The 18,864-nt window shown below is 32.1% G+C and carries 24 protein-coding genes; 11 read left to right on the plus strand and 13 right to left on the minus strand.

Going from position 1 to position 18,864, the window contains the following annotated elements; translation table 11 throughout:
- Nucleotides 1-58: 58 nt before the first annotated feature.
- Genes BUC09_RS02380 through BUC09_RS02395 form a run of 4 tightly spaced genes read left to right on the plus strand, consistent with a single transcriptional unit; the run spans nucleotide 59 to nucleotide 4,412 of the window.
- Nucleotides 59-1,105: a VWA domain-containing protein gene (locus BUC09_RS02380; protein ID WP_073308330.1), complete on the plus strand. Its 1,047-nt coding sequence runs from the start codon at nucleotides 59-61 to the stop codon at nucleotides 1,103-1,105.
- Nucleotide 1,106: 1 nt separating this feature from the next.
- On the plus strand, nucleotides 1,107-1,841 hold the full coding sequence (locus BUC09_RS02385) for a tetratricopeptide repeat protein (protein ID WP_073308332.1): 735 nt from the start codon (nucleotides 1,107-1,109) through the stop codon (nucleotides 1,839-1,841).
- Nucleotides 1,842-1,858: 17 nt separating this feature from the next.
- Entirely contained in the window at nucleotides 1,859-3,643 is a 1,785-nt protein-coding gene (locus BUC09_RS02390; protein WP_073309019.1) for a BatD family protein, read from the plus strand.
- 16 nt (nucleotides 3,644-3,659) lie between these two features.
- Nucleotides 3,660-4,412, plus strand: a complete 753-nt coding sequence (locus BUC09_RS02395) for a tetratricopeptide repeat protein (protein WP_317041188.1) — start codon at nucleotides 3,660-3,662, stop codon at nucleotides 4,410-4,412.
- Here BUC09_RS02395 and BUC09_RS02400 read toward each other — a convergent pair whose 3' ends face one another.
- Nucleotides 4,413-4,970 carry a CvpA family protein gene (locus BUC09_RS02400; RefSeq protein ID WP_073308334.1) on the minus strand — a complete coding sequence of 186 codons (558 nt, stop codon included), beginning with the start codon at nucleotides 4,968-4,970 and terminating at the stop codon, nucleotides 4,413-4,415. It abuts the gene before it with no gap.
- 44 nt (nucleotides 4,971-5,014) lie between these two features.
- On the opposite strand from BUC09_RS02400, the gene BUC09_RS02405 reads away from it, so the two are divergent.
- The 4 genes from BUC09_RS02405 (at nucleotide 5,015) to BUC09_RS02420 (ending at nucleotide 7,841) form a co-directional block, all read left to right on the plus strand.
- Nucleotides 5,015-5,797, plus strand: a complete 783-nt coding sequence (locus BUC09_RS02405) for a hypothetical protein (RefSeq protein WP_073308336.1) — start codon at nucleotides 5,015-5,017, stop codon at nucleotides 5,795-5,797.
- 107 nt (nucleotides 5,798-5,904) lie between these two features.
- Entirely contained in the window at nucleotides 5,905-6,261 is a 357-nt protein-coding gene (locus tag BUC09_RS02410) for a hypothetical protein (RefSeq protein WP_073308338.1), read from the plus strand.
- 73 nt (nucleotides 6,262-6,334) lie between these two features.
- Complete coding sequence (pheS, locus tag BUC09_RS02415; protein ID WP_073308340.1) at nucleotides 6,335-7,354, plus strand: phenylalanine--tRNA ligase subunit alpha; 1,020 nt, start codon at nucleotides 6,335-6,337, stop codon at nucleotides 7,352-7,354.
- Nucleotides 7,355-7,433: 79 nt separating this feature from the next.
- A complete protein-coding gene (locus BUC09_RS02420; RefSeq protein WP_073308343.1) occupies nucleotides 7,434-7,841 on the plus strand; it encodes a hypothetical protein in 408 nt (135 codons plus the stop codon).
- Nucleotides 7,842-7,883: 42 nt separating this feature from the next.
- On the opposite strand, the gene BUC09_RS02425 is transcribed toward BUC09_RS02420, so the two are convergent.
- Nucleotides 7,884-8,324: a hypothetical protein gene (locus BUC09_RS02425; protein WP_073308345.1), complete on the minus strand. Its 441-nt coding sequence runs from the start codon at nucleotides 8,322-8,324 to the stop codon at nucleotides 7,884-7,886.
- 18 nt (nucleotides 8,325-8,342) lie between these two features.
- A complete protein-coding gene (locus tag BUC09_RS02430; protein WP_073308347.1) occupies nucleotides 8,343-9,338 on the minus strand; it encodes an NAD(P)H-dependent glycerol-3-phosphate dehydrogenase in 996 nt (331 codons plus the stop codon).
- Nucleotides 9,339-9,544: 206 nt separating this feature from the next.
- Here BUC09_RS02430 and BUC09_RS02435 point away from each other — a divergent pair, with 206 nt between their 5' ends.
- Nucleotides 9,545-10,444 (plus strand): nicotinic acid mononucleotide adenyltransferase, encoded by a 900-nt coding sequence (locus BUC09_RS02435; RefSeq protein ID WP_073308348.1) that lies wholly within the window; start codon nucleotides 9,545-9,547, stop codon nucleotides 10,442-10,444.
- A gap of 207 nt (nucleotides 10,445-10,651) precedes the next feature.
- Here BUC09_RS02435 and BUC09_RS02440 read toward each other — a convergent pair whose 3' ends face one another.
- From BUC09_RS02440 to BUC09_RS02480, 9 genes are all read right to left on the minus strand, one after another.
- Nucleotides 10,652-11,818, minus strand: a complete 1,167-nt coding sequence (locus tag BUC09_RS02440; protein ID WP_073308350.1) for an iron-containing alcohol dehydrogenase — start codon at nucleotides 11,816-11,818, stop codon at nucleotides 10,652-10,654.
- A gap of 64 nt (nucleotides 11,819-11,882) precedes the next feature.
- Entirely contained in the window at nucleotides 11,883-12,527 is a 645-nt protein-coding gene (locus tag BUC09_RS02445) for a hypothetical protein (RefSeq protein ID WP_073308352.1), read from the minus strand.
- Between the two features lie 2 nt (nucleotides 12,528-12,529).
- On the minus strand, nucleotides 12,530-13,111 hold the full coding sequence (gene nadD / locus BUC09_RS02450; protein ID WP_073308354.1) for a nicotinate (nicotinamide) nucleotide adenylyltransferase: 582 nt from the start codon (nucleotides 13,109-13,111) through the stop codon (nucleotides 12,530-12,532).
- Between the two features lie 32 nt (nucleotides 13,112-13,143).
- Entirely contained in the window at nucleotides 13,144-13,509 is a 366-nt protein-coding gene (locus BUC09_RS02455; protein WP_073308356.1) for a four helix bundle protein, read from the minus strand.
- A gap of 35 nt (nucleotides 13,510-13,544) precedes the next feature.
- Nucleotides 13,545-14,120: a guanylate kinase gene (gene gmk / locus BUC09_RS02460; protein ID WP_073308358.1), complete on the minus strand. Its 576-nt coding sequence runs from the start codon at nucleotides 14,118-14,120 to the stop codon at nucleotides 13,545-13,547.
- A gap of 12 nt (nucleotides 14,121-14,132) precedes the next feature.
- Nucleotides 14,133-14,810 carry a hypothetical protein gene (locus tag BUC09_RS02465; protein WP_073308359.1) on the minus strand — a complete coding sequence of 226 codons (678 nt, stop codon included), beginning with the start codon at nucleotides 14,808-14,810 and terminating at the stop codon, nucleotides 14,133-14,135.
- A 24-nt stretch (nucleotides 14,811-14,834) separates the two neighbouring features.
- Nucleotides 14,835-15,695, minus strand: coding sequence for a YicC/YloC family endoribonuclease (locus BUC09_RS02470; RefSeq protein WP_073308361.1), 861 nt, complete (start codon nucleotides 15,693-15,695; stop codon nucleotides 14,835-14,837).
- Between the two features lie 82 nt (nucleotides 15,696-15,777).
- Nucleotides 15,778-16,677 (minus strand): DMT family transporter, encoded by a 900-nt coding sequence (locus BUC09_RS02475; RefSeq protein WP_073308363.1) that lies wholly within the window; start codon nucleotides 16,675-16,677, stop codon nucleotides 15,778-15,780.
- Nucleotides 16,670-17,026: an arsenate reductase family protein gene (locus BUC09_RS02480; protein WP_073308365.1), complete on the minus strand. Its 357-nt coding sequence runs from the start codon at nucleotides 17,024-17,026 to the stop codon at nucleotides 16,670-16,672. Before BUC09_RS02480 ends, BUC09_RS02475 begins: the two co-directional genes overlap by 8 nt.
- A gap of 117 nt (nucleotides 17,027-17,143) precedes the next feature.
- Here BUC09_RS02480 and BUC09_RS02485 point away from each other — a divergent pair, with 117 nt between their 5' ends.
- Nucleotides 17,144-17,581, plus strand: a complete 438-nt coding sequence (locus tag BUC09_RS02485) for an acyl-CoA thioesterase (RefSeq protein WP_073308367.1) — start codon at nucleotides 17,144-17,146, stop codon at nucleotides 17,579-17,581.
- Nucleotides 17,582-17,583: 2 nt separating this feature from the next.
- On the plus strand, nucleotides 17,584-18,039 hold the full coding sequence (locus BUC09_RS02490) for a DinB family protein (protein ID WP_073308368.1): 456 nt from the start codon (nucleotides 17,584-17,586) through the stop codon (nucleotides 18,037-18,039).
- A 32-nt stretch (nucleotides 18,040-18,071) separates the two neighbouring features.
- On the opposite strand, the gene BUC09_RS02495 is transcribed toward BUC09_RS02490, so the two are convergent.
- Nucleotides 18,072-18,863 (minus strand): YoaK family protein, encoded by a 792-nt coding sequence (locus tag BUC09_RS02495; protein ID WP_073308370.1) that lies wholly within the window; start codon nucleotides 18,861-18,863, stop codon nucleotides 18,072-18,074.
- Nucleotide 18,864 lies beyond the last annotated feature (1 nt).

The following is an 18,864-nucleotide window of genomic DNA, read 5'->3' on the forward strand; positions in this document are numbered from 1 at the left end:
TTTTGAACTTAGTGCCATAATCAACTCATAATTCATAACTCAAAACTAATAATTAAGCATGTACGAGTTAGACGAATCAAAATATTTGTATTTATTCATTTTACTACCAATTTTGGTATTGATTTTTCTTTGGATACAAGTTTGGAAAAGAAAAAAACAACGCGAATTTGGAGATACAGAATTACTTAATGTGTTAAGTCCTGAGAAATCTAGATTTAAACCATCGCTTAAATTCGGGATATTGTTATTGGGTTTAGCCATGCTGATTTTAGGATTGGTAAATCCAAAGATTGGAACTAAAGTCGAAAAAGTAAAACGCGAAGGGATTGATATCGTTTTTGCTGTCGATGTTTCAAAAAGTATGTTGGCAGAAGATGTTGCACCTAACCGATTAGAAAAAAGTAAACAATTAGTATCTCAAATCATCAATAATTTAGGTAGTGACCGAATAGGAATAATTGCCTATTCTGGAAGTGCTTTTCCAGTATTACCGATTACGACCGATTATAATATTGCTAAAATGTTTTTGCAATCAATGAATCCAGGAATGATTTCCTCTCAAGGAAGTAATTTGGACGAAGCGATTGAATTAACAGAAAAGTATTTTGAAGGGAGCGGAAACACTAGCAAACTATTAATAATGGTTACCGATGGGGAAGACCATTCAGAAGCAGCCGAATCTGCTGCAGAGCAAGCTAGAAAAAAAGGAATCAAAATCATAACAATTGGAGTAGGAACGACTTCGGGAGGGCCAATTCCAATTAAAAACAATGGAGTCACTGAAAGTTATCATATCGATAAATCAACTGGTGAAAAAGTAATTACCAAGTTACGTCCTGAAGCATTACAATCAATTGCGAAAGCTGCTAAAGGAGGTTATATCAACGGAAACAACACAAAAGAAGTATTGGATTTTATGCGTAAATCGCTAAACAATATTCAAAAAACTGAATTTGAAGCAACAGAGATGGCTAACTTCCAATCACAGTTTCAATGGTTTTTAGGTTTTGGATTTTTCTTATTGATTTTAGATGTTTTTTTACTAGAAAGAAAAACCAAATGGGTTCAAAGATTAGACTTGTTTAATGAAAAGAAGGAGAAGTAACATGAAAAGCATTTTTAAAATAGTATTTATATTGCTTTCTGTTAGTACATTTGCCCAGCAGAAAAAAGATTTTGCATTGCCTAGTGGGAATGAAGATTTTGCTAAAAAACAATATGCAGATGCTGAAGTAAATTACAGAATTTCGAAAGGTATTAATGCTAAAAGAGCTACAGCATCATATAATTTAGGAAATGCAATTTACAAGCAAAATCAGCCAAGTGAAGCAAAATTTGCATACGCTAAGGCAATAGAAACAGCGAAGGGAAAACAGCAAAAACATAGAGCTTTCCATAATATTGGAAATGTTTTTATGAAAGAAAAAGCATATGATAAAGCGGTCGAAGCTTATAAAAATGCTTTACGAAATAATCCTAATGACGATCAAACAAGGTATAATTATGCTTTAGCAAAAAAAATGCTTAAAGATAATCCACCTAAAGACGATAAGAAGGACGATAAAAAAGACAAAAATCAAGATCAGAAAAAGGATCAAAATAAAGATAAAAAAGAAGATAATAAGGATCAGCAAAAAGATCAGGATAAAAAAGACAACAAAGATAAACCTGAACCAAAAGATCGAAATCAAAACAATCCAGAGCCTAAGCCAGGAAATGTTCCAAAAGATCGATTGGAAAATTTGCTTGACGCAGTAAATAACGAAGAAAAGAAAATTCAAGATAAAGTAAACGCAAGAAAAGTAAAAGGTAAACCGGTCGAAAATCAAAAAGATTGGTAACTAATGAATGTATGAAAATGAAGAAGCTACTTTTTGTAATAACAGTTTTGTTTCACGTGAGCTTATTTGCACAAACCCAATTTGTGGCTAGTGTGAGTAAGAGCTCTTTGGGAATTAATGAACGATTACGAGTTGATTTTGCTATGAATGAGGATGGCGATAATTTTAGCCCTCCTTCTTTTGAAGGCTTTCGCATTGTTGGAGGTCCTAATCAATCGGTAAGTTATTCATGGGTTAATGGACGAAAATCATTCGAGAAAACCTATTCGTATTTTTTACAGCCTTTAAAAAAAGGAACGTTTGTAATCAAACAGGCAACGATAGAAATTAACGGACAAGTGTATAAAACTTCTCCATTGAAAGTAACAGTTGGAAACGCAGTGGCAGAGGAAAGAGATCCTTACGAGCAGTACAATCCATACAATCAACCTCAAAGACAACAAGTGCCTGTTACGGCAGGAAAAGATGGAGTACACTTGGTTGCCGAAATTTCAAATTCGAATCCATATTTGAACGAACCTATTACAGTAGTTTATAAAATTTATGTAAGTCATCGTTCTGGAGTGGGCGGATGGCGCGAGTTGGCAAGCCCTAAATATTCTAATTTTTGGAGCCAAAACATCGATGTAAAACAGCTGCAAGTTCAAGAAGGTAGCTTTAATGGAGAGCCATATCGTTATGCAATTTTACGTAAAACGGTTTTATATCCACAAAAATCAGGTAAACTTGAAATAGAGCCCCTTTCATTAGATGTTGAAGTTGAAGTGCCTTCGGGACAAGTTGATTTTTTTGGCAGACCAATTATGAAAATGGGTAACAAAAAAGTTTCAGCTGGTTCTAAAGTAATTAACGTTAAACCACTTCCAGAAGCTGGAAAACCTGAAGATTTTAGTGGTGCGGTGGGAGATTTTACATTTCAAGTATTGCCATCAAAAACTGAACTTAAAGCAGGTGAGTCTTTGGATTTAAAAGTAGTGGTGTCTGGCAAAGGGAACTTAAAGTTATTTACATTACCTAAACCTATTGTGCCAGCCTCTCTAGAAATGTATGATCCTGCTCATAAAGAAAATGTTCAAACGCCATTAACAGGAATGACAGGTAGTATTTCAGATACTTATACGATTATACCTCAATCAAAAGGCCAGTACCCAATAAAGCCTTTAATATTTACTTATTTTGATTTATCAACAAAAAGCTACAAAACTGTAACGTCTCAGGAAATCACTATTAATGTACTAGACGGAGTAGAAGGGCCAACTGTGGCTGAAAACACAAATAAAAAACAAGTGACATCAAGTGCAACTTTCGCATTTATCAAATCAAAAACTCAATTAGTATCTCAAGATAAAACTGACTTTTTGGGATCAGGAATGTTTTATGGACTTTTAATGGCTCCTTTCTTAATTATTCCAGCAATTGTAGCATTTAGAAGAAAGAAAGAAGAAATGGATGCGGATGTTACTGGAAATCGAATTAAACTTTCAAACAAATTGGCTAAAAAATACCTTTCTGAGGCACAAAAACAATTGGCAAACAAAGAGCCTTTTTATATTGCATTAGAAAGAGCTTTACACAACTTTTTGAAAGCAAAATTACATATTGAAACGTCAGAAATGAGTAAAGATAAAATTACTCAATTGTTATTGGATAAAAGGGCTGACACAGAAACTGTAAATCAATTCATTTCATTAGTAGAAAGTTGTGAGTTTGCTCGTTATGCGCCTTCAACCAGTACAAGTATACAAAACGACTATAATTTGGCGGTAAGTATTATTTCCGATTTAGAAAAGCAAATGGCTTAATTTAAGAAATGTAGTTATGAAAGATATTAAAAAAATAGTTTACATATTCTTACTTTTTACTCAAGTTTTTTGGGCACAAAATGATTTCGAAAAAGGAAATTCGTTGTATCAAAAAGGAAATTATCAAGAAGCAATCAATGCTTATGAAAGCATTGTTAAGTCAGGAAAAGAATCGGCGGAAGTATATTTTAATTTAGGGAACTGTTATTACAAGCTCAATAAAGTTGCTCCAGCAGTATATAATTTTGAAAAAGCATTGTTATTAAGTCCATGTGATTCTGAAATACAAAACAATCTGTCTTTTGCAAAAAAAATGGCAATTGATGAAATCGCAGAAACACCTAAAGTTGGATTTTCTAAACTTATTTCAGATTTCACCTCAAGTTTTCATTATGACACTTGGGCATGGATAGCAATAGTGTTTTCTGTTTTGTTTTTGATAGGATTTGTGGCGTATTATTTTTCTTCTTCGACAGGTTTAAAACGTGTTTTTTTTTCAGGAATGATTTTATTTTTATTGTTTGTTGTGGTAAGTGTTTTTTCAGGATTCTACGAAAAGAGCCGAATTAATAATGACAGACCAGCAATAGTTTTTGCAGATGTAATTGCTGTAAAAAGTGAGCCCAATGCTTCGGCACAAGATGCTTTTACATTGCATGCGGGAACTAAAGTAACTGTTTTAGAAGATTTAGGTAACTATAAAAAAATTCAACTTTCTGATTTAAAAGAGGGATGGATAGAGAAAACTGCGATTAAGGAAATTAAATAATTACTGAACAGTATCTTTATCAAACTCACCATCTTCAGCTTTGTCAAATTCTTTAACTTCTTTTTTTACATCTTGAAACCAGTCACCCAAAACAGGTAGTAAAACTTCTGCTGTTTTCATACATGGTCCAACAAGCAATGTTTTCTCTTGAAGATCTTTATCAACACTAACAAAACCAATATCTACTTTTTGGAACAAGTTTAAAAGTATTCCGAAAAACAAAGCCGTTTTTACTGCACCAAAAGCTCCTCCTAATAATGAATTTGCCCAACCTAAAAAAGCAAAATCGGCTATCCCAGAAAGTGTTTTAGCTAATAAGTGGATTCCAACTACAAAAGCAAAAAGAGTAATTAAAAAAGAAGCTACTGTAATGGTTTTTGGCGACCAAGAAACATGGTCTTCTAATATGCCTTGAGTTATATATGAGAATTTTACAGCAATAAATATTCCAATAAAAAAGGCTAACAATGAAGCTAATTCTACAAACAACCCATTCTTGTAACCCTTAAAAAAGCCAATCAATATGGCAATGATTAAAATTATATCTAAAAAACTCATAAATAAAATACTTATTTTTGCATGTAAATCAAATATATAAATAAATGTTCAAGAAAATTTTATTTCTTTTAATATTACCTTTTTTAAATGGCTGTTCTAGTGATGGAAGTAATGAAGATAGTAATTCTGATGTACAGTTGCAAAATGTACCTCTTAAAATTACAGAGACGATTTATTTTGGAAGTTCCTCTGATGTAACAACAACAAAATTTAATTATGCAGGAGGCAAGTTGATAAGTTTAGAAAAGCTTAACGAGCCTAGAAAAACTTTAATAACCTATAATGGAGATAAACCTGTAAAGTTTAGTATATACAATAATGGAGTCTTAGTAAAAGAGCAAAACATCAATTATCAAGGAGATAAGTTATTATCTGTGATTGATAGTCAAAATCTTGAAAAAACGGAATTCTATTATACAAACGAAGTGTTGGATTTAATAACACATTCTCAATCTTCGGGAGGGAGTTGGATCACAACTTCTACAGATAAATATTTTTTCAGCAATTCAAATTTAATAAAAAAATACCATACAACTTATTATCCAAGTGCATCAGCAATCAAAATTGAATATGATTTTGATACAAAAAATAATCCTTTTAAAAATTTAAACAAGTATTTGAAGTTATTGTTAGAATATGAAACAATAGAAGTTGGTAATTTAAACAATAGTACATCTGCAAGATATTACGCTACAGTTTCTTCTACGACTCCTGAATCAAACAGAAACTTTGTTAATACATATAACTCTAACAATTACCCAACAGAGGTTATAAAGTATTTAACTGAGTCAAACGCTCAACTGTCAAAAATTGAGATACTTTATTAGTGGTTAACTGTTTTTGATCCAATTCTAAAAGTTAGATGTGTATCTTTGCAGACTAATTTTGTGATTATGAATTTAAAACTCATAACTCATAACCTATAATTTAAAAAATGTCACGCGATATACAACTTAAAGAGCGTTGGGACTCTATAGTTAAATTTCTTTCGGAAAAATTTGCTGAAGGCGATGAGCTAGATCTTGATGCCATAATATATTTAATTGGGGTTCAGGAACTGGGACAGTTTAATAGAACTTACAAAAAAGATGAAAAAATTAATTTAATGCATATAGCCATTTGCCGTTTGCTAGAGCCTTATGGGTATTATGAATTCGATTATTTTGACAATGAAAGATGGCCACATTATAAAGTCAAAGAACAATTACCACCACTTAAAGCTGGAGAGCAATCGGTTTTAATGAAAGAAGCCATTGTAAATTATTTTTTAGAAAAAGGAGTGATTAATTAAGGGATTATTGTCTAAACTTTGAACTTGTAACCTCAAACAAATTCATTAAATTTGCACCTTATTGCGAAGAACGATGACTGATAAGATTAAAGAATATATTGAAGAAGCTAAGGCTTTTACAACACAGAATAAAGAAAAATTAGAAGAATTCCGAATCAAATTCCTTGGGAGCAAAGGTTTGGTAAAAGATATTTTTGCCGAATTCAAGAATGTACCTAATGATCAGAAAAAAGAATTTGGTCAAATTATCAATACTCTAAAAACGATTGCTGAAGAAAAAGTAAAAGCAATCCAAGAGGAATTAGAGAGCAAGGAAGATGTAAAAGGAATTTATGGCGATTTATCTCGTCCAGCAGAACCTTTTAAAATTGGTTCGCGTCATCCTATTTCTTTGGTAAAAAATCAGGTAATTGATATTTTCTCAAACATTGGTTTTAATGTTTCTGAAGGGCCAGAAATCGAAGATGACTGGCATAACTTCACCGCATTGAACTTGCCTGAATATCATCCAGCTAGGGACATGCAGGATACATTTTTTATCCAAACAAATCCAGATATTTTATTACGTACACATACATCATCTGTACAGGTGCGTTACATGGAAAATAACAAACCGCCAATTCGTACGATTTCTCCAGGAAGAGTATTCCGTAACGAAGCGGTATCGTCACGTTCACACTGTATTTTCCATCAAGTCGAAGGTTTGTACATTGATAAAGATGTTTCCTTTGCCGATTTGAAGCAAACACTTTTATATTTCACAAAAGAAATGTTCGGTAAATCTAAAATTAGATTACGTCCATCTTATTTCCCATTTACAGAGCCAAGTGCCGAAGTAGATATTTATTGGGGATTAAAAACTGAAACTGATTATCGTATAACAAAAGGTACAGGTTGGTTAGAAATTATGGGTTGCGGAATGGTAGATCCAAACGTTTTGAAAAATTGTGATATCAATCCTGATGAATACAATGGTTTCGCTTTTGGAATGGGTATCGAACGTATGGCGATGCTGTTGTACCAAATAAGTGATATCCGTATGTTCTATGAAAATGATGTTCGTTTCTTAGAACAGTTTAAATCGAGTATATAAAAAATAAAGATGAGAGGCGGATAGATGAAAAATGTATCCGCCTTTTTTCTATTAGTCAATTCTCTATTTTCTCAAAATAATGAAAAAAGATATAGAAATCCCCAAAGTAGAAAATGTGTTCCTTGCTGCAATTCAGGAATGGAATGACGACTTCATGGACAAAGTTTGGTATGTGTATTTAATCAATGATTCTGACTTTGATTTAGATAGTGTAATGGTGGTTTCTAAAGCATTTGGAACCATTGATGGAGAAATGCGCAAAACATCGCTTTTAAGACATGCTTTTATGAAAGTGCCAGCTGTGTCTGCTGTTAAGATAGAAATGTTAGAAAACAGCGTTTTAGCACTTAATAATGAGTTTATGGTAACCTATTTCATAGGGAATACTTTATACGATAAGAAATTCACTTTTCGCAAAAATACCATCAACGAACATGCCACGGAAGAAGTCCCTCACATTTGGAAGAATGGAGTAGTAGTAAAATAAAGAAGAGAGTTCTAAACTCTCTTCTTTATTTGTTTAATTATTTTAGGTTTTAAATAAACTTATTATAAAATCTAATATTTGTATTAAGCCAAGTAAAATTGAAAATCCAATAAGGATAAAAATGGCTCCGCAGCCATAAGGAAATAATTTATCTATAAAATTCTCAATTTGTTCCTCATTAATAATTGTTTCTTCTTTTGAGGAGTGTTCTATGAAATTAATAAAAATGTGACTATTTTTATCAATCCAATTTTCATCATAATTAAGGTCAATGATTTTTTTATGGTTACCAAGAGTCTTGTTTTCAAAATTTTCTGAAGCTTTTAATAATTCTAAGGCGAATAGTTGCAAACCTTCCTTGTTTGCTTTTATTGAACTTTCATCAGGACCACCCCCATATTGATAAATTCCAAAAATTCCTTGCTCTTTCAAAGAATCTTCATCCAGATTTTTAACTAGCGTTATAAGCTCTTCTTTTGTCAAAATTGATGGTTTTTTAAACTAATTCAACTTATCCGTTAGTTTTTTGAACGACTGTTTGGCTTCTTTGTTTTCATACAAAACTTCATATACTGCATCTAAAATTGGCGTTTTGGCTTTGTACTCTTGATTGAGTTTATAGGCACTTTTTGCAGCATAATATCCTTCTGCTACCATGCTCATTTCCATTTGTGCCGATTTTACAGTATAACCTTTTCCAATCATGTTTCCGAACATTCTGTTTCGTGAAAACACAGAATATCCAGTTACGAGTAAGTCACCCAAATAAGCCGAATTGTTGATGTTACGCTTCATTTTGTGAACTTGTTTGATAAAACGTTTCATTTCTCGAATCGCATTACTCATCAAAACTGCTTGGAAGTTATCACCATAACCCAATCCGTGAGCAATACCAGCAGCAATCGAATAAATATTTTTTAATACAGCTGCATATTCGGTACCTATAATATCGTCAGTGGTTTTGGTTTTGATAAAATAGCTTGATAGGTTTTTCGCCATTATTTTAGCCTTAGCAGCATCACCACACGCAATGGTTAGATACGATAAACGCTCAAGAGCTACCTCTTCTGCATGACAAGGTCCTGTTATGACACCTATGTTTTCGTAGTCGATATTATAATTTTTGTGAAAGTGTTCGCCAACAATCATGCTTGTTTCTGGAACGATACCTTTTATGGCAGAGAAAATCACTTTTCCTTGTAAATCTTCTGTTAAATTTTGAAGCTCTCCATTTAAAAAAGCAGAAGGGATGGCAAAAATTACATAATCAGCATCTTTTACTGCCTGATTGATATCATTAGTAAGGTTTAATTTTTTGATGTCAAATTCAACCGAACTTAAATAATTTGGATTATGCTTATGAAGTTTTAAGTGTTCTACGGCATAGACACTTCTCATGTACCAATTTACTTGGCTAACATTCATCGTTAGCATTTTTACAATGGCTGTGGCCCAACTGCCACCACCTATAACGGCAAATTTTGCTTTTTCAGTCATAATTAATTTTTTAGTCCCAATAGTAGCGACATCCTTTTTATGGCGACTGAGGTGCTCGAAGTTGCCAGAAAAAGATATAGCGTATAGCGGGAAAAAGCTCCTAAAATAAAAGTCTTAACGACATTTTATAAAAGAAAAATCAAAGGTATAAAATTTTTGGCACGCATATTGGTTTATGATATATGAAACTATAAAAAACAGAAGTTATGAAAACGATAAAAATACTTTTGATAGCCATTTTATCACCGTTGCTTTTTACGGCGTGTGTTACCGATGTTTATGTTGAGGATACATATGTAGATAATGGAATTTCGTTGCCACAGCTTATGGAAGGTTATGATTTATGGTATGTGGATTATGATGCAACAACTGGAAGTGGTGATGTTCCTTTTTTAACTAGAGCATTTACAGTGTCTTTTCTTAATGGAACTATGTATGCTAATAATAATTTAGCAGGAATTGGTTCTACAGGTGGAGGATTTGGTGTGCAAATAGGAGGTTATGATTACTTTACTAATGCTATAAGAGTGTACCATAACATTTATGGGGTTTATGACCTTGAGGTGTATCAGTTATCTTCTAACCGAATCAAATTATACAGTAGAAGTGAAAATGTTACCTATTATTTGAACGGTTACCAAAGAAATTCTTTTGATTATAATAAATTGTTTTATGACAACTTGCATTATTTTTTACAAGAATACAAAGCTTGGGAGAAAGTGTATACAAGTAATTATGGAGCATTGAATGAATTTGATAATGAGCATTTTATTCAGTTTATTGCTGGTGGAAGTGATAACAATTTCCGTTCATCTCAAGATGCTCCTGGTACACCAGTAAACAATATCTATTGGGATTTTACAGGATTGTATGGTATTTCTAATACTTCAAGTTACTACAGTAAAATTTTAACATTAGATTATGATTTTTGGGGCAATGAATCTTTTACACTCACCGTTATAAATGATAGTAGGATTCGATTATACCACAATGCATCAGGAACTACTTATGAGTTTGTGGGCAGAGGATTTATTCAGTACATGAAAAAAGGAGTTACAACTCCTAGAGCTAGAGCTAAAAGTACTGCAGGAAAATTAGCAAGTTAATAAATATAAATAAAGTTAAGTTACGTTTTGTTTTTGGTGTTAAGTAGAAAGGCGTTCAGGTGTATACCCGAACGCCTTTTGAAATTTTAAACACTTTTTGGGCGTTTCCCTTCGGGTCGGGCTGTACACTATATCTTTTTACTTGTTCTCGATATGCTTCGCACTCGAACTGACGTAAAAAGGATGTCGCTTCCATCCCTAACGCTTTTAATAACTCATTTCTACAATAGCACGAACTTTTTCAGGAGTTATATTTTGTTTTTCTCCAAGCGCTAACCAACCTCTTTCTTCGAATCTTTTTACAATAAAATCGGCAGTGTTTTCAAACTGATCCGTGTTTTCAGACAAGCGAGTTAGCATTCCCATTTTATGTAAAAATTCGGTGGTTTTTTCAATAGCTTTTTCTGCTTTATCCTCAATTGAGTTTCCAGTAATACCAAATACTCTTTCACCATATTGAGCTAGTTTTTCTTTTTTAGTGTCAAACATTACACGATAAAGATTAGGACCAATGATGGCTAAAGTTCTCGCATGATCAATTTCATATAAAGCTGTTAATTCGTGGCCAATCATATGTGTTGCCCAGTCAGATGGGACTCCTTTTTGAATCAATCCGTTCAAAGCCATAGTAGCACACCACATAAAGTTTGAGGCTAATTTGTAATTAGTTGGTTCTTCTACAACCGAAGGGCCTATTTCGACTAAAGTCTGTAAAATGCTTTCAGCAATTCTATCCTGTAATAAAGCATCGTGAGGATATGTCAAGTATTGTTCTAAAACGTGAGTAAAGGCATCTACTACACCATTTTGTAATTGACGTTTGGGTAATGATTCAATCACAGTTGGATCACAAATCGAAAATTTAGGAAATAAAGCACTACCACCAAAGGCCAATTTCTCTTGTGTTTCGTTGATAGTGATTACGCCTCCCGAATTCATTTCGGATCCAGTTGCTGGTAAAGTCAAAATACTTCCAAAGGGAATTACAGCATTGATATCTTTGGTTAAGATACGTTTTTGTAAAATTTCTATTGGATTACCATTGTATTTTACCGCTGCAGAAATAAATTTAGTCCCATCAATTACGCTTCCACCACCAACAGCAAGAATGAAACCTATATTTTGCTCTTTGATAATTTCAACAGCTTTCATTAGCGTTTCGTAACGAGGATTGGGTTCTATTCCTCCAAATTCTATAATTTCATGGCCTGCTAATGCGGTTTTAACCTGTTCATAAACACCATTTTTAAAAATACTACCGCCTCCATAGGTTAGTAGTATTTTAGTGTTGGCTGGCGCTAATTCTTTTAGTTTTGAGATTTGTCCTTTACCAAAAACATAATTGGTAGGATTGTATAATTCGAAGTTTGTCATGACTACTTTTTTTTATGAGTCATAAAATTACGGAAGAATTTTGGGAACAAATGGTAAAGGTTTGTTAAGGATTATATTTTTTTAAATAAGAGAATCCTTTTAAAGTCAATTTTACAAAAAGTAAAACTAAACATGAGCTAAATAGTAAAGATATGACACCAACTATAATATAACTGGTTCCAGCAACTTCCCATCTTTTCTGATTGTAAAAATCATAAGCTTTGATAAATTGTATTTTTTGATTTTTCACCAAAACTTGAAGTTCTTTTTCTGTATTGACTTTCGTGACTTTATTGGTTTTGAGATTGAGGTGAAAAAATTTATTATCAAATGTGTTTCCAATAAAGCTATTTTCAATTAATTGGACTTCATCAATATCAGCAATTATTTCAGTCTCTTCGTTCTCAATGAAAGCCTGTTCAGGTAAATCAATAAATGATATTTTATATTTTTCATTTATTGGTGCATACCAATAATCTCCAATTCCTTCGTCTACGTTTTTTATTTCAGATACAAATATTGAACCAATAAAGGCGAGTAAATATATACTGTAAAGCCAAATAAACGGAGAGCAAAAGGCAATAATGGCTTTTCTTTTTTTGCCTTGTTTACTTAAGACATACGTTAGAATTGATGCAGGAATTGATAAAATAACACTTAAAATTGCAATTAGTACTAAATGAATTACAATGGCAAATATTGGCCCCATATTTACTTCTTATAAAACAAATTATGATCAATGTATTCCCAAACCTTATTTGGTAACATAGGAACTATATTCTTTTTGTTTTTAATGCTTTCGCGGATAAAAGTTGAAGAAAGTTCAATTACTGGAGCTCCTACTCGGTGGATTTTTGGGTGATTAGAAAACTGAGAATCCATCTCGCCCGAATTTACCCTTGGATATACATAGATGTTATGATTTTGAAGAATTACTTCGTAATTTTTCCACTTATGCAATGAGTTAAGGTTGTCTTCTCCCATAATAAGTGCAAATTCATATTCAGGGTATTTTTCTTGTAAATGTGCTAAAGTATTGACAGTATAATTGGGTTGTGGTAGTTTAAACTCAACATCAGTGGGTTTTATTTTAGGAAAATCTTCGGTAGCTAAATGCACCATGTGTAAACGATGGTAATCGTCTAACAGACTGCTTTTTTGTTTGTGGGGATTATGAGGTGTGACTACCATCCAAATTTGGTCCAAATCAGAGTATTCTGCCATATGATTGGCAATAATTAAATGCCCAATATGGATGGGATTGAATGTGCCGAAGTAAAGTCCTATTTTCATTTTTTTAGTGAAAAGTAATTAGTGAAGAGTAATTAGCCTTTAAGGGTTTTAGAAAAAGCATTTATCATTTTTGACTCTTCTTCAATTAGCAATAAAATTTCATTATATAAATCAATATCTGTAATAAACAGTAGTTCTTTAGCAATAATTAGCTGTGTCTCTAATTCATTTAAGGAGCCTCTTGAAATGTCAATAAAATGGCTAAAAGCTTTATCAGTATTTCTTCCATAACCCTCTGCGATATTTGAAGGGATAGATATTGCGGCTCTTTTAATTTGATTGGTTAAAGCGTAAAGTTCTTCTTGTGGAAATGATCTTGTTAATTTGTAAACTTTTACAACCAATGTGATTCCTTTTTGCCAAATCAATAAATCTTTATAAGAATTTATACCGCCCATTTTGCGACTAATCACTAATTACTTTTTACTAATCACTATTTGGATACAAACTCCTTAACCAATTCATAAGCTTCTTGCTTTGCCACATAAAGATCATAATTTTTGATAATTGTATCAAATTGAGGGGCCGTAGCCAATTCGACATGGGCTTTAGCAATACGCATGTTAATTTTGTCTTCGCTTTCTGTCGAGCGTTCTTTTAAACGACGTTTTAATTCGTCAACACTTGGAGGTTTTACAAATACAGCTAATGTTTGTTCAGGGAATTTATGTTTAATACGTAAACCGCCTGCTACATCGATGTCAAAAATCACGTTTTTGCCCAATGCCCAAATGCGTTCCACTTCGCTTTTTAAAGTTCCGTAGAAGTTGTCGCGGTATACTTCTTCCCATTCCACAAAATCCTCAGCTTTGATGTGTTGTTTGAAATCATGGATCGACATGAAATAATAGTCTTTTCCAGAAACTTCTTGTCCTCGAGGTTCACGAGTAGCTGCCGAAATTGAGAATTCTAAATTTAACTCTTCAATTCCTAATAAATGTCTTACTATAGTGGTTTTCCCAGATCCTGATGGCGCTGAGAATACAATTAACTTTCCGCCTTTGTTCATGGTATTGTTTTTCTATTCAATATTTAATTTGATTAACATTTTGTTGAATCCACTCCATATACCAGGATCATTATAATTAAATTTTGAATTTTTTGTTTCAATGTAATATAAAGCATTTGATGTGCTTATAATATTGGTCTTTTTTAAACTAAAAAGTCCTTTTTCAAATTCTCTGATGATGCCTACTTTTGAAGTAATGTTTCTTTTTTTGTTGTTATAAATTAAAAATAAATCATTTTTCTTTTTTTGAAAAGATAATATATATTCTTTTTCGTTAAAACATCCTGAAAATAAAAATTTTAAAGTTACTTTCTCATTGTTTTTTATGTTTGAAATTAAGTAATCTTTTTCTTTAACTGATATTGTTTTTGGGATATCATCTATACAAAGTTTAATGGTTTTTGGGAATTTATCATTTAACGTAAAATGTTTAGTGATATTGGCTGAATATAAAGTTTCAAATACAATTCGATAGTTTCCTTTTGGGAACTTTTCAAAATATTTACTCTGATGATATTTTCCGATTAAAGAATCTTCTTTAAATAAAGAATATTCAAATAAGTTTGTTTCATTGTTCTGAAAACAATCTAATATTTCTACATTGAATGAGCATTGAGAAAAGCCAGTATGGAAAAATAATATAAAAAAAATTATTTTAAGATATTTTATCAAAGAATTGGCGCTTATCATTAAGAAAAAAACTTTTAAAAAGTTTTACAAAACATTCAACACTTGTTCTTTAATTTTTTCCAATTCATCCTTCATCATCACTACCAGTTTTTGCATTTCTGAGTGGTTTGACTTAGAACCCATGGTGTTTATTTCACGCCCCATTTCCTGAGTAATGAATCCTAACTTACGTCCATTTGCCTCTTTTCCGTTTAATGTTTCTATGAAATAATCTAAGTGATTCCCTAAGCGAACTTTCTCTTCAGTGATATCGTATTTTTCTAGATAGAAAATCAATTCTTGCTCAAAACGATTCTCGTCAACATTTGCTTGCAATTCCTCAAGAGCAGTTCTTAATCGACCTTTCACGGTTTCAACTCTTTCAGCATCGTATGAAACTGCATCGTTCATCAATTGGCGAATATTAGCAATGCGACTTTGGAACTCATTTTCAAGTGATTCTCCTTCGTCTTTTCTAAATTGATTGATATTTACTAATGCTTCAGTAATAACTTTTTGAATTTCAGCCCATTCATTTTCATCTATTTCATCACGCTCTGTTTTTAAAGCATCAGGCATACGAACAGCCATTTTCATGAGTTCTGTTGCGTCGGCTTCAGGTAAAATATCCCGCATTTGAGCTATGTAAGCTCGTACTATTGGTGCATTAACTTTGGTTGAGGTTTCTTCGCCAGTTACTTCGATATATAATGAAAAATCAATTTTTCCGCGTTCTAATTGTTGCGAAATTTGGTTACGCAAACTTAATTCCATTTCTCTATAAACAGAAGGCATTCTTACGTTGAGGTCTAAACCTTTGCTGTTAAGAGATTTTATTTCAACAGTAATTTTTTTTGTTGGCAATTGCAAAGATGATTTGCCAAAACCTGTCATTGATTGTATCATAGGCGAAAAATAAGGTGTAAAGATATGAAACTTCAAGTAAATAGTGATTAGTGACAAGTGATATGTCCCTTTATAAGACTTTTTACTTTTTATTTTTTACTGATTGCTTTTTCTGTGTTACTAAATATACTCCAGTGAAAATTAACAATGCCGATCCAATTTTTACCCAGCTCAATTCATCTTTTCCTAATCCAATGGCAAAAATAGATGCAAAAAGAGGTTGTAGATAGATAAAAACAGCTACTGTTGTAGGTTTTAATTCTTTCATAGAAAGTAAATTCAGGAGATAAGTAAGGAAGGTTGAAAAAACAACAACAAATCCAATTTTCCAATAAGCAGTTGCTGGAACAACGGCCCAATCAACCGCCTGAAATTCGCCCCATCCAAAAGGAATGACCATTATAAACCCAAAAAAATAAATCCATTTTACAAATGAAATAGCTTTGTATTTTTCCATTAGTTTTTTGACAATGATGAGGTAAAAACCATAGGAGACGGCATTAACAAAGACTAAAATATTTCCAAGAGTTGCATTAGGTGCATTAACCATCGATTTTCCATACAAAATCAACGTCACAGTACCTGCAAGTCCTAAAAGTATTCCTGTAATTTTTCGATTCTCCATTCGCTCCTTAATCAGTATTGCTGATAGAACCAAAACAATCATAGGAGTAGTAACCATCAATACTGCTCCCATGATAGGAGAAGTATAACTTAACCCTTTGAAAAAAGTAAGCATATTGAAAGCAATTCCAAAAAATGAAGCTGCTGTGATTCTAGGAAAATCTATTTTTTCTATTTTTTCGGTTTTCACAAATAGTGTTGAAAGCCAAAATAAAAGCATTGATCCGCCAACTCGTAAAAAAATGAATCCGTAAGCATCTATATACTTTGGCATTACATCTTTAGCAATAGTAAAAGTGACACCGTAAATTATTGATACTAATGTAGCGGCCACAAGAGCCCAAGTTCTTTTACTCATTACTTAAAAATTGAATAGCGGTATCGACTACTTTGGCACTGTTTCCAACAAATATTTTACCATCAGCAATAATAACTGGACGAGACAAAAAAGTGTAATGTTCTAAAATATATCTTTTAAAATCGGCTTCAGTGAGTTTTTCATCTTTTAAACCCATTTCTTTGTATAAAGTCGCTCTTTTGCTAAAAAGAACTTCATAGCTTCCCGCCATTGCTTGCATTTCATCTACTTGCTTAACAGTCATAGGTTCTGTTTTGATGTCTTGAAGTTCAAAAGTGTCAAGTTTTGGTAACGATTTTAAAATACGCTGGCAAGTACTGCAAGTCTTTAAGTAATATATTTTTCTCATATCAGTCAGAAGTGTTTATTGTGCAAAAATAAGCTTTTCGTTAAAATAGATTTAAATTAAATGTTAGCGATCATAAAGCCGATTATTCTGTTTATTTTTGAGTAAATTTTTTAACAGATGGGTATTTTTACAAAAGAAATTTCAATTCGTTGGTCTGATTTAGATCCGAATTTTCATATGCGTCATAGTGCCTACTATGATTTTGGTGCACAACACCGTGTAGAAGTTCTAGAACAAGAAGGTTTGACCATGAGAGCTATGCAGGAAAATCATATTGGTCCAATTTTGTTTAGAGAAGAATGTATTTTTAGGAAAGAAATACGTTTAGGTAATAAAATTACCATTAGTACTAAAATAGGGAAAATGAAGCCAGATGCTTCTCGTTGGACAATTGTACATGAATTAAAAAATGAAAAAGATGAATTGTGTGCAGTTATTTCTGTTGATGGAGCATGGATGGATACCAAACTTAGAAAACTAGCTACGCCAACACCGGAAATTGTACAAGACGTAATGAATGGATTTCCTAAAACAGAAGATTTTATACTTTTATAACTATGGAAGCAACTTTTAAAATTTTAGACACAAATCGTGCTATTTACATGAAATTTCTTGATGGGTATACATTAGAACAACTTAATAAAATACCAGAGGGATTTAGTAATAATTTGATTTGGAATATTGGACACATTATAGTTTCTCAACAAGGATTGGTTTATCGTCTTTCTGGGCTTCCAATAAATGTTTCTGATGAAATGAATAATAAGTATAAAAATGGTTCAAAACCAGAATCAAACGTGACTCAAGAAGAGGTTGATGAAATCAAAAAATTGCTATTTTCTTTGGTTGAACAAACAAAACAAGATTACGCAGCTGGAAAATTTCAAAATTTTAATGAATATCAAACCCAAACGGGTTTTCATTTAGCATCACTAAAAGATTCCATGGAATTTAATAACTATCATGAAGGTTTACATTTAGGCTTTATGATGAACATTAGAAAGTTTCTTTAAAAAATAAAAACTCCCCATACAATGGGGAGTTTTTATGCTACTCTTTTTTCCTTTTCTGGGATAATGTTTTCCTTTAATTCTACTAGATTAAGTTTGAATAATCTTTTTTTGTGCCAATATTGTTTTAATCGTATTTTATATAAATCATAGACAATAATAAACACAAGTACAATACTTACTACATAAAACATTTTAAATCCTAATGAGATATAGGTAAATCCAGCTATTATAGCGCCTGATAGGTAAAATAATGTTATTGATGATAATAGCTTTGCCCTTTGTTTTAATGTCTTATTGTTTCTAAATTCTTTTTTGGTAAACATTGAGAATAGAATACCCAAATCTGTTGTAGTACCTGTTAAATGTGTTGTTTTTATTGAAAAATTCGAAATGCTTGCTGTTAATCCGTTTTGTAGTCCCATGGCAAACAATAAAATGCTTAAAAGTATTTCGGTTTCAAAAAGTGTTTCTTTGTAAAAATTATCACCATATGTACTTACTGTAACTAAACAGATGATCTCAAGAACAATAGGAATGGAATGAGCAACATAACTGTTTTTATTGTTAAGATGTATAACAGTTAGATTTGCTACAAAACTTCCCATAAAAAAGAGAAATATCCAAGAAAAGACAACTAAGGTTTGATATACGTTCCCTTTTACAATTTCAGAGGCTAGAATGGCATAATGACCAGTTACATTAGAAGAGAATGAAAAAAACAGTAGAAGCGAACCTATGTTTATCATTCCAGCAGAAAAGGCTGACAAAGAACCAAGCTTAAGGTTGTCTGAATGAGATCTACTATTACTATATTTTCTTAGCATT

It is taken from the genome of Flavobacterium terrae, assembly GCF_900142035.1.
In the GTDB taxonomy this organism is placed as follows: Bacteria; Bacteroidota; Bacteroidia; order Flavobacteriales; family Flavobacteriaceae; genus Flavobacterium; species Flavobacterium terrae.

Bases quoted from the DNA above. Each gene is read 5' to 3' on its own strand.
- BUC09_RS02380 (WP_073308330.1), top strand. From the start codon at position 59: ATGTACGAGTTAGACGAATCAAAATATTTGTATTTATTCATTTTACTA.
- BUC09_RS02385 (WP_073308332.1), top strand. From the start codon at position 1,107: ATGAAAAGCATTTTTAAAATAGTATTTATATTGCTTTCTGTTAGTACA.
- BUC09_RS02390 (WP_073309019.1), top strand. From the start codon at position 1,859: ATGAAGAAGCTACTTTTTGTAATAACAGTTTTGTTTCACGTGAGCTTA.
- BUC09_RS02395 (WP_317041188.1), top strand. From the start codon at position 3,660: ATGAAAGATATTAAAAAAATAGTTTACATATTCTTACTTTTTACTCAA.
- BUC09_RS02400 (WP_073308334.1), bottom strand. From the start codon at position 4,970: ATGAGTTTTTTAGATATAATTTTAATCATTGCCATATTGATTGGCTTT.
- BUC09_RS02405 (WP_073308336.1), top strand. From the start codon at position 5,015: ATGTTCAAGAAAATTTTATTTCTTTTAATATTACCTTTTTTAAATGGC.
- BUC09_RS02410 (WP_073308338.1), top strand. From the start codon at position 5,905: ATGTCACGCGATATACAACTTAAAGAGCGTTGGGACTCTATAGTTAAA.
- pheS (WP_073308340.1), top strand. From the start codon at position 6,335: ATGACTGATAAGATTAAAGAATATATTGAAGAAGCTAAGGCTTTTACA.
- BUC09_RS02420 (WP_073308343.1), top strand. From the start codon at position 7,434: ATGAAAAAAGATATAGAAATCCCCAAAGTAGAAAATGTGTTCCTTGCT.
- BUC09_RS02430 (WP_073308347.1), bottom strand. From the start codon at position 9,338: ATGACTGAAAAAGCAAAATTTGCCGTTATAGGTGGTGGCAGTTGGGCC.
- BUC09_RS02435 (WP_073308348.1), top strand. From the start codon at position 9,545: ATGAAAACGATAAAAATACTTTTGATAGCCATTTTATCACCGTTGCTT.
- BUC09_RS02440 (WP_073308350.1), bottom strand. From the start codon at position 11,818: ATGACAAACTTCGAATTATACAATCCTACCAATTATGTTTTTGGTAAA.
- BUC09_RS02445 (WP_073308352.1), bottom strand. From the start codon at position 12,527: ATGGGGCCAATATTTGCCATTGTAATTCATTTAGTACTAATTGCAATT.
- nadD (WP_073308354.1), bottom strand. From the start codon at position 13,111: ATGAAAATAGGACTTTACTTCGGCACATTCAATCCCATCCATATTGGG.
- BUC09_RS02455 (WP_073308356.1), bottom strand. From the start codon at position 13,509: ATGGGCGGTATAAATTCTTATAAAGATTTATTGATTTGGCAAAAAGGA.
- gmk (WP_073308358.1), bottom strand. From the start codon at position 14,120: ATGAACAAAGGCGGAAAGTTAATTGTATTCTCAGCGCCATCAGGATCT.
- BUC09_RS02465 (WP_073308359.1), bottom strand. From the start codon at position 14,810: ATGATAAGCGCCAATTCTTTGATAAAATATCTTAAAATAATTTTTTTT.
- BUC09_RS02470 (WP_073308361.1), bottom strand. From the start codon at position 15,695: ATGATACAATCAATGACAGGTTTTGGCAAATCATCTTTGCAATTGCCA.
- BUC09_RS02475 (WP_073308363.1), bottom strand. From the start codon at position 16,677: ATGAGTAAAAGAACTTGGGCTCTTGTGGCCGCTACATTAGTATCAATA.
- BUC09_RS02480 (WP_073308365.1), bottom strand. From the start codon at position 17,026: ATGAGAAAAATATATTACTTAAAGACTTGCAGTACTTGCCAGCGTATT.
- BUC09_RS02485 (WP_073308367.1), top strand. From the start codon at position 17,144: ATGGGTATTTTTACAAAAGAAATTTCAATTCGTTGGTCTGATTTAGAT.
- BUC09_RS02490 (WP_073308368.1), top strand. From the start codon at position 17,584: ATGGAAGCAACTTTTAAAATTTTAGACACAAATCGTGCTATTTACATG.
- BUC09_RS02495 (WP_073308370.1), bottom strand. From the start codon at position 18,863: ATGCTAAGAAAATATAGTAATAGTAGATCTCATTCAGACAACCTTAAG.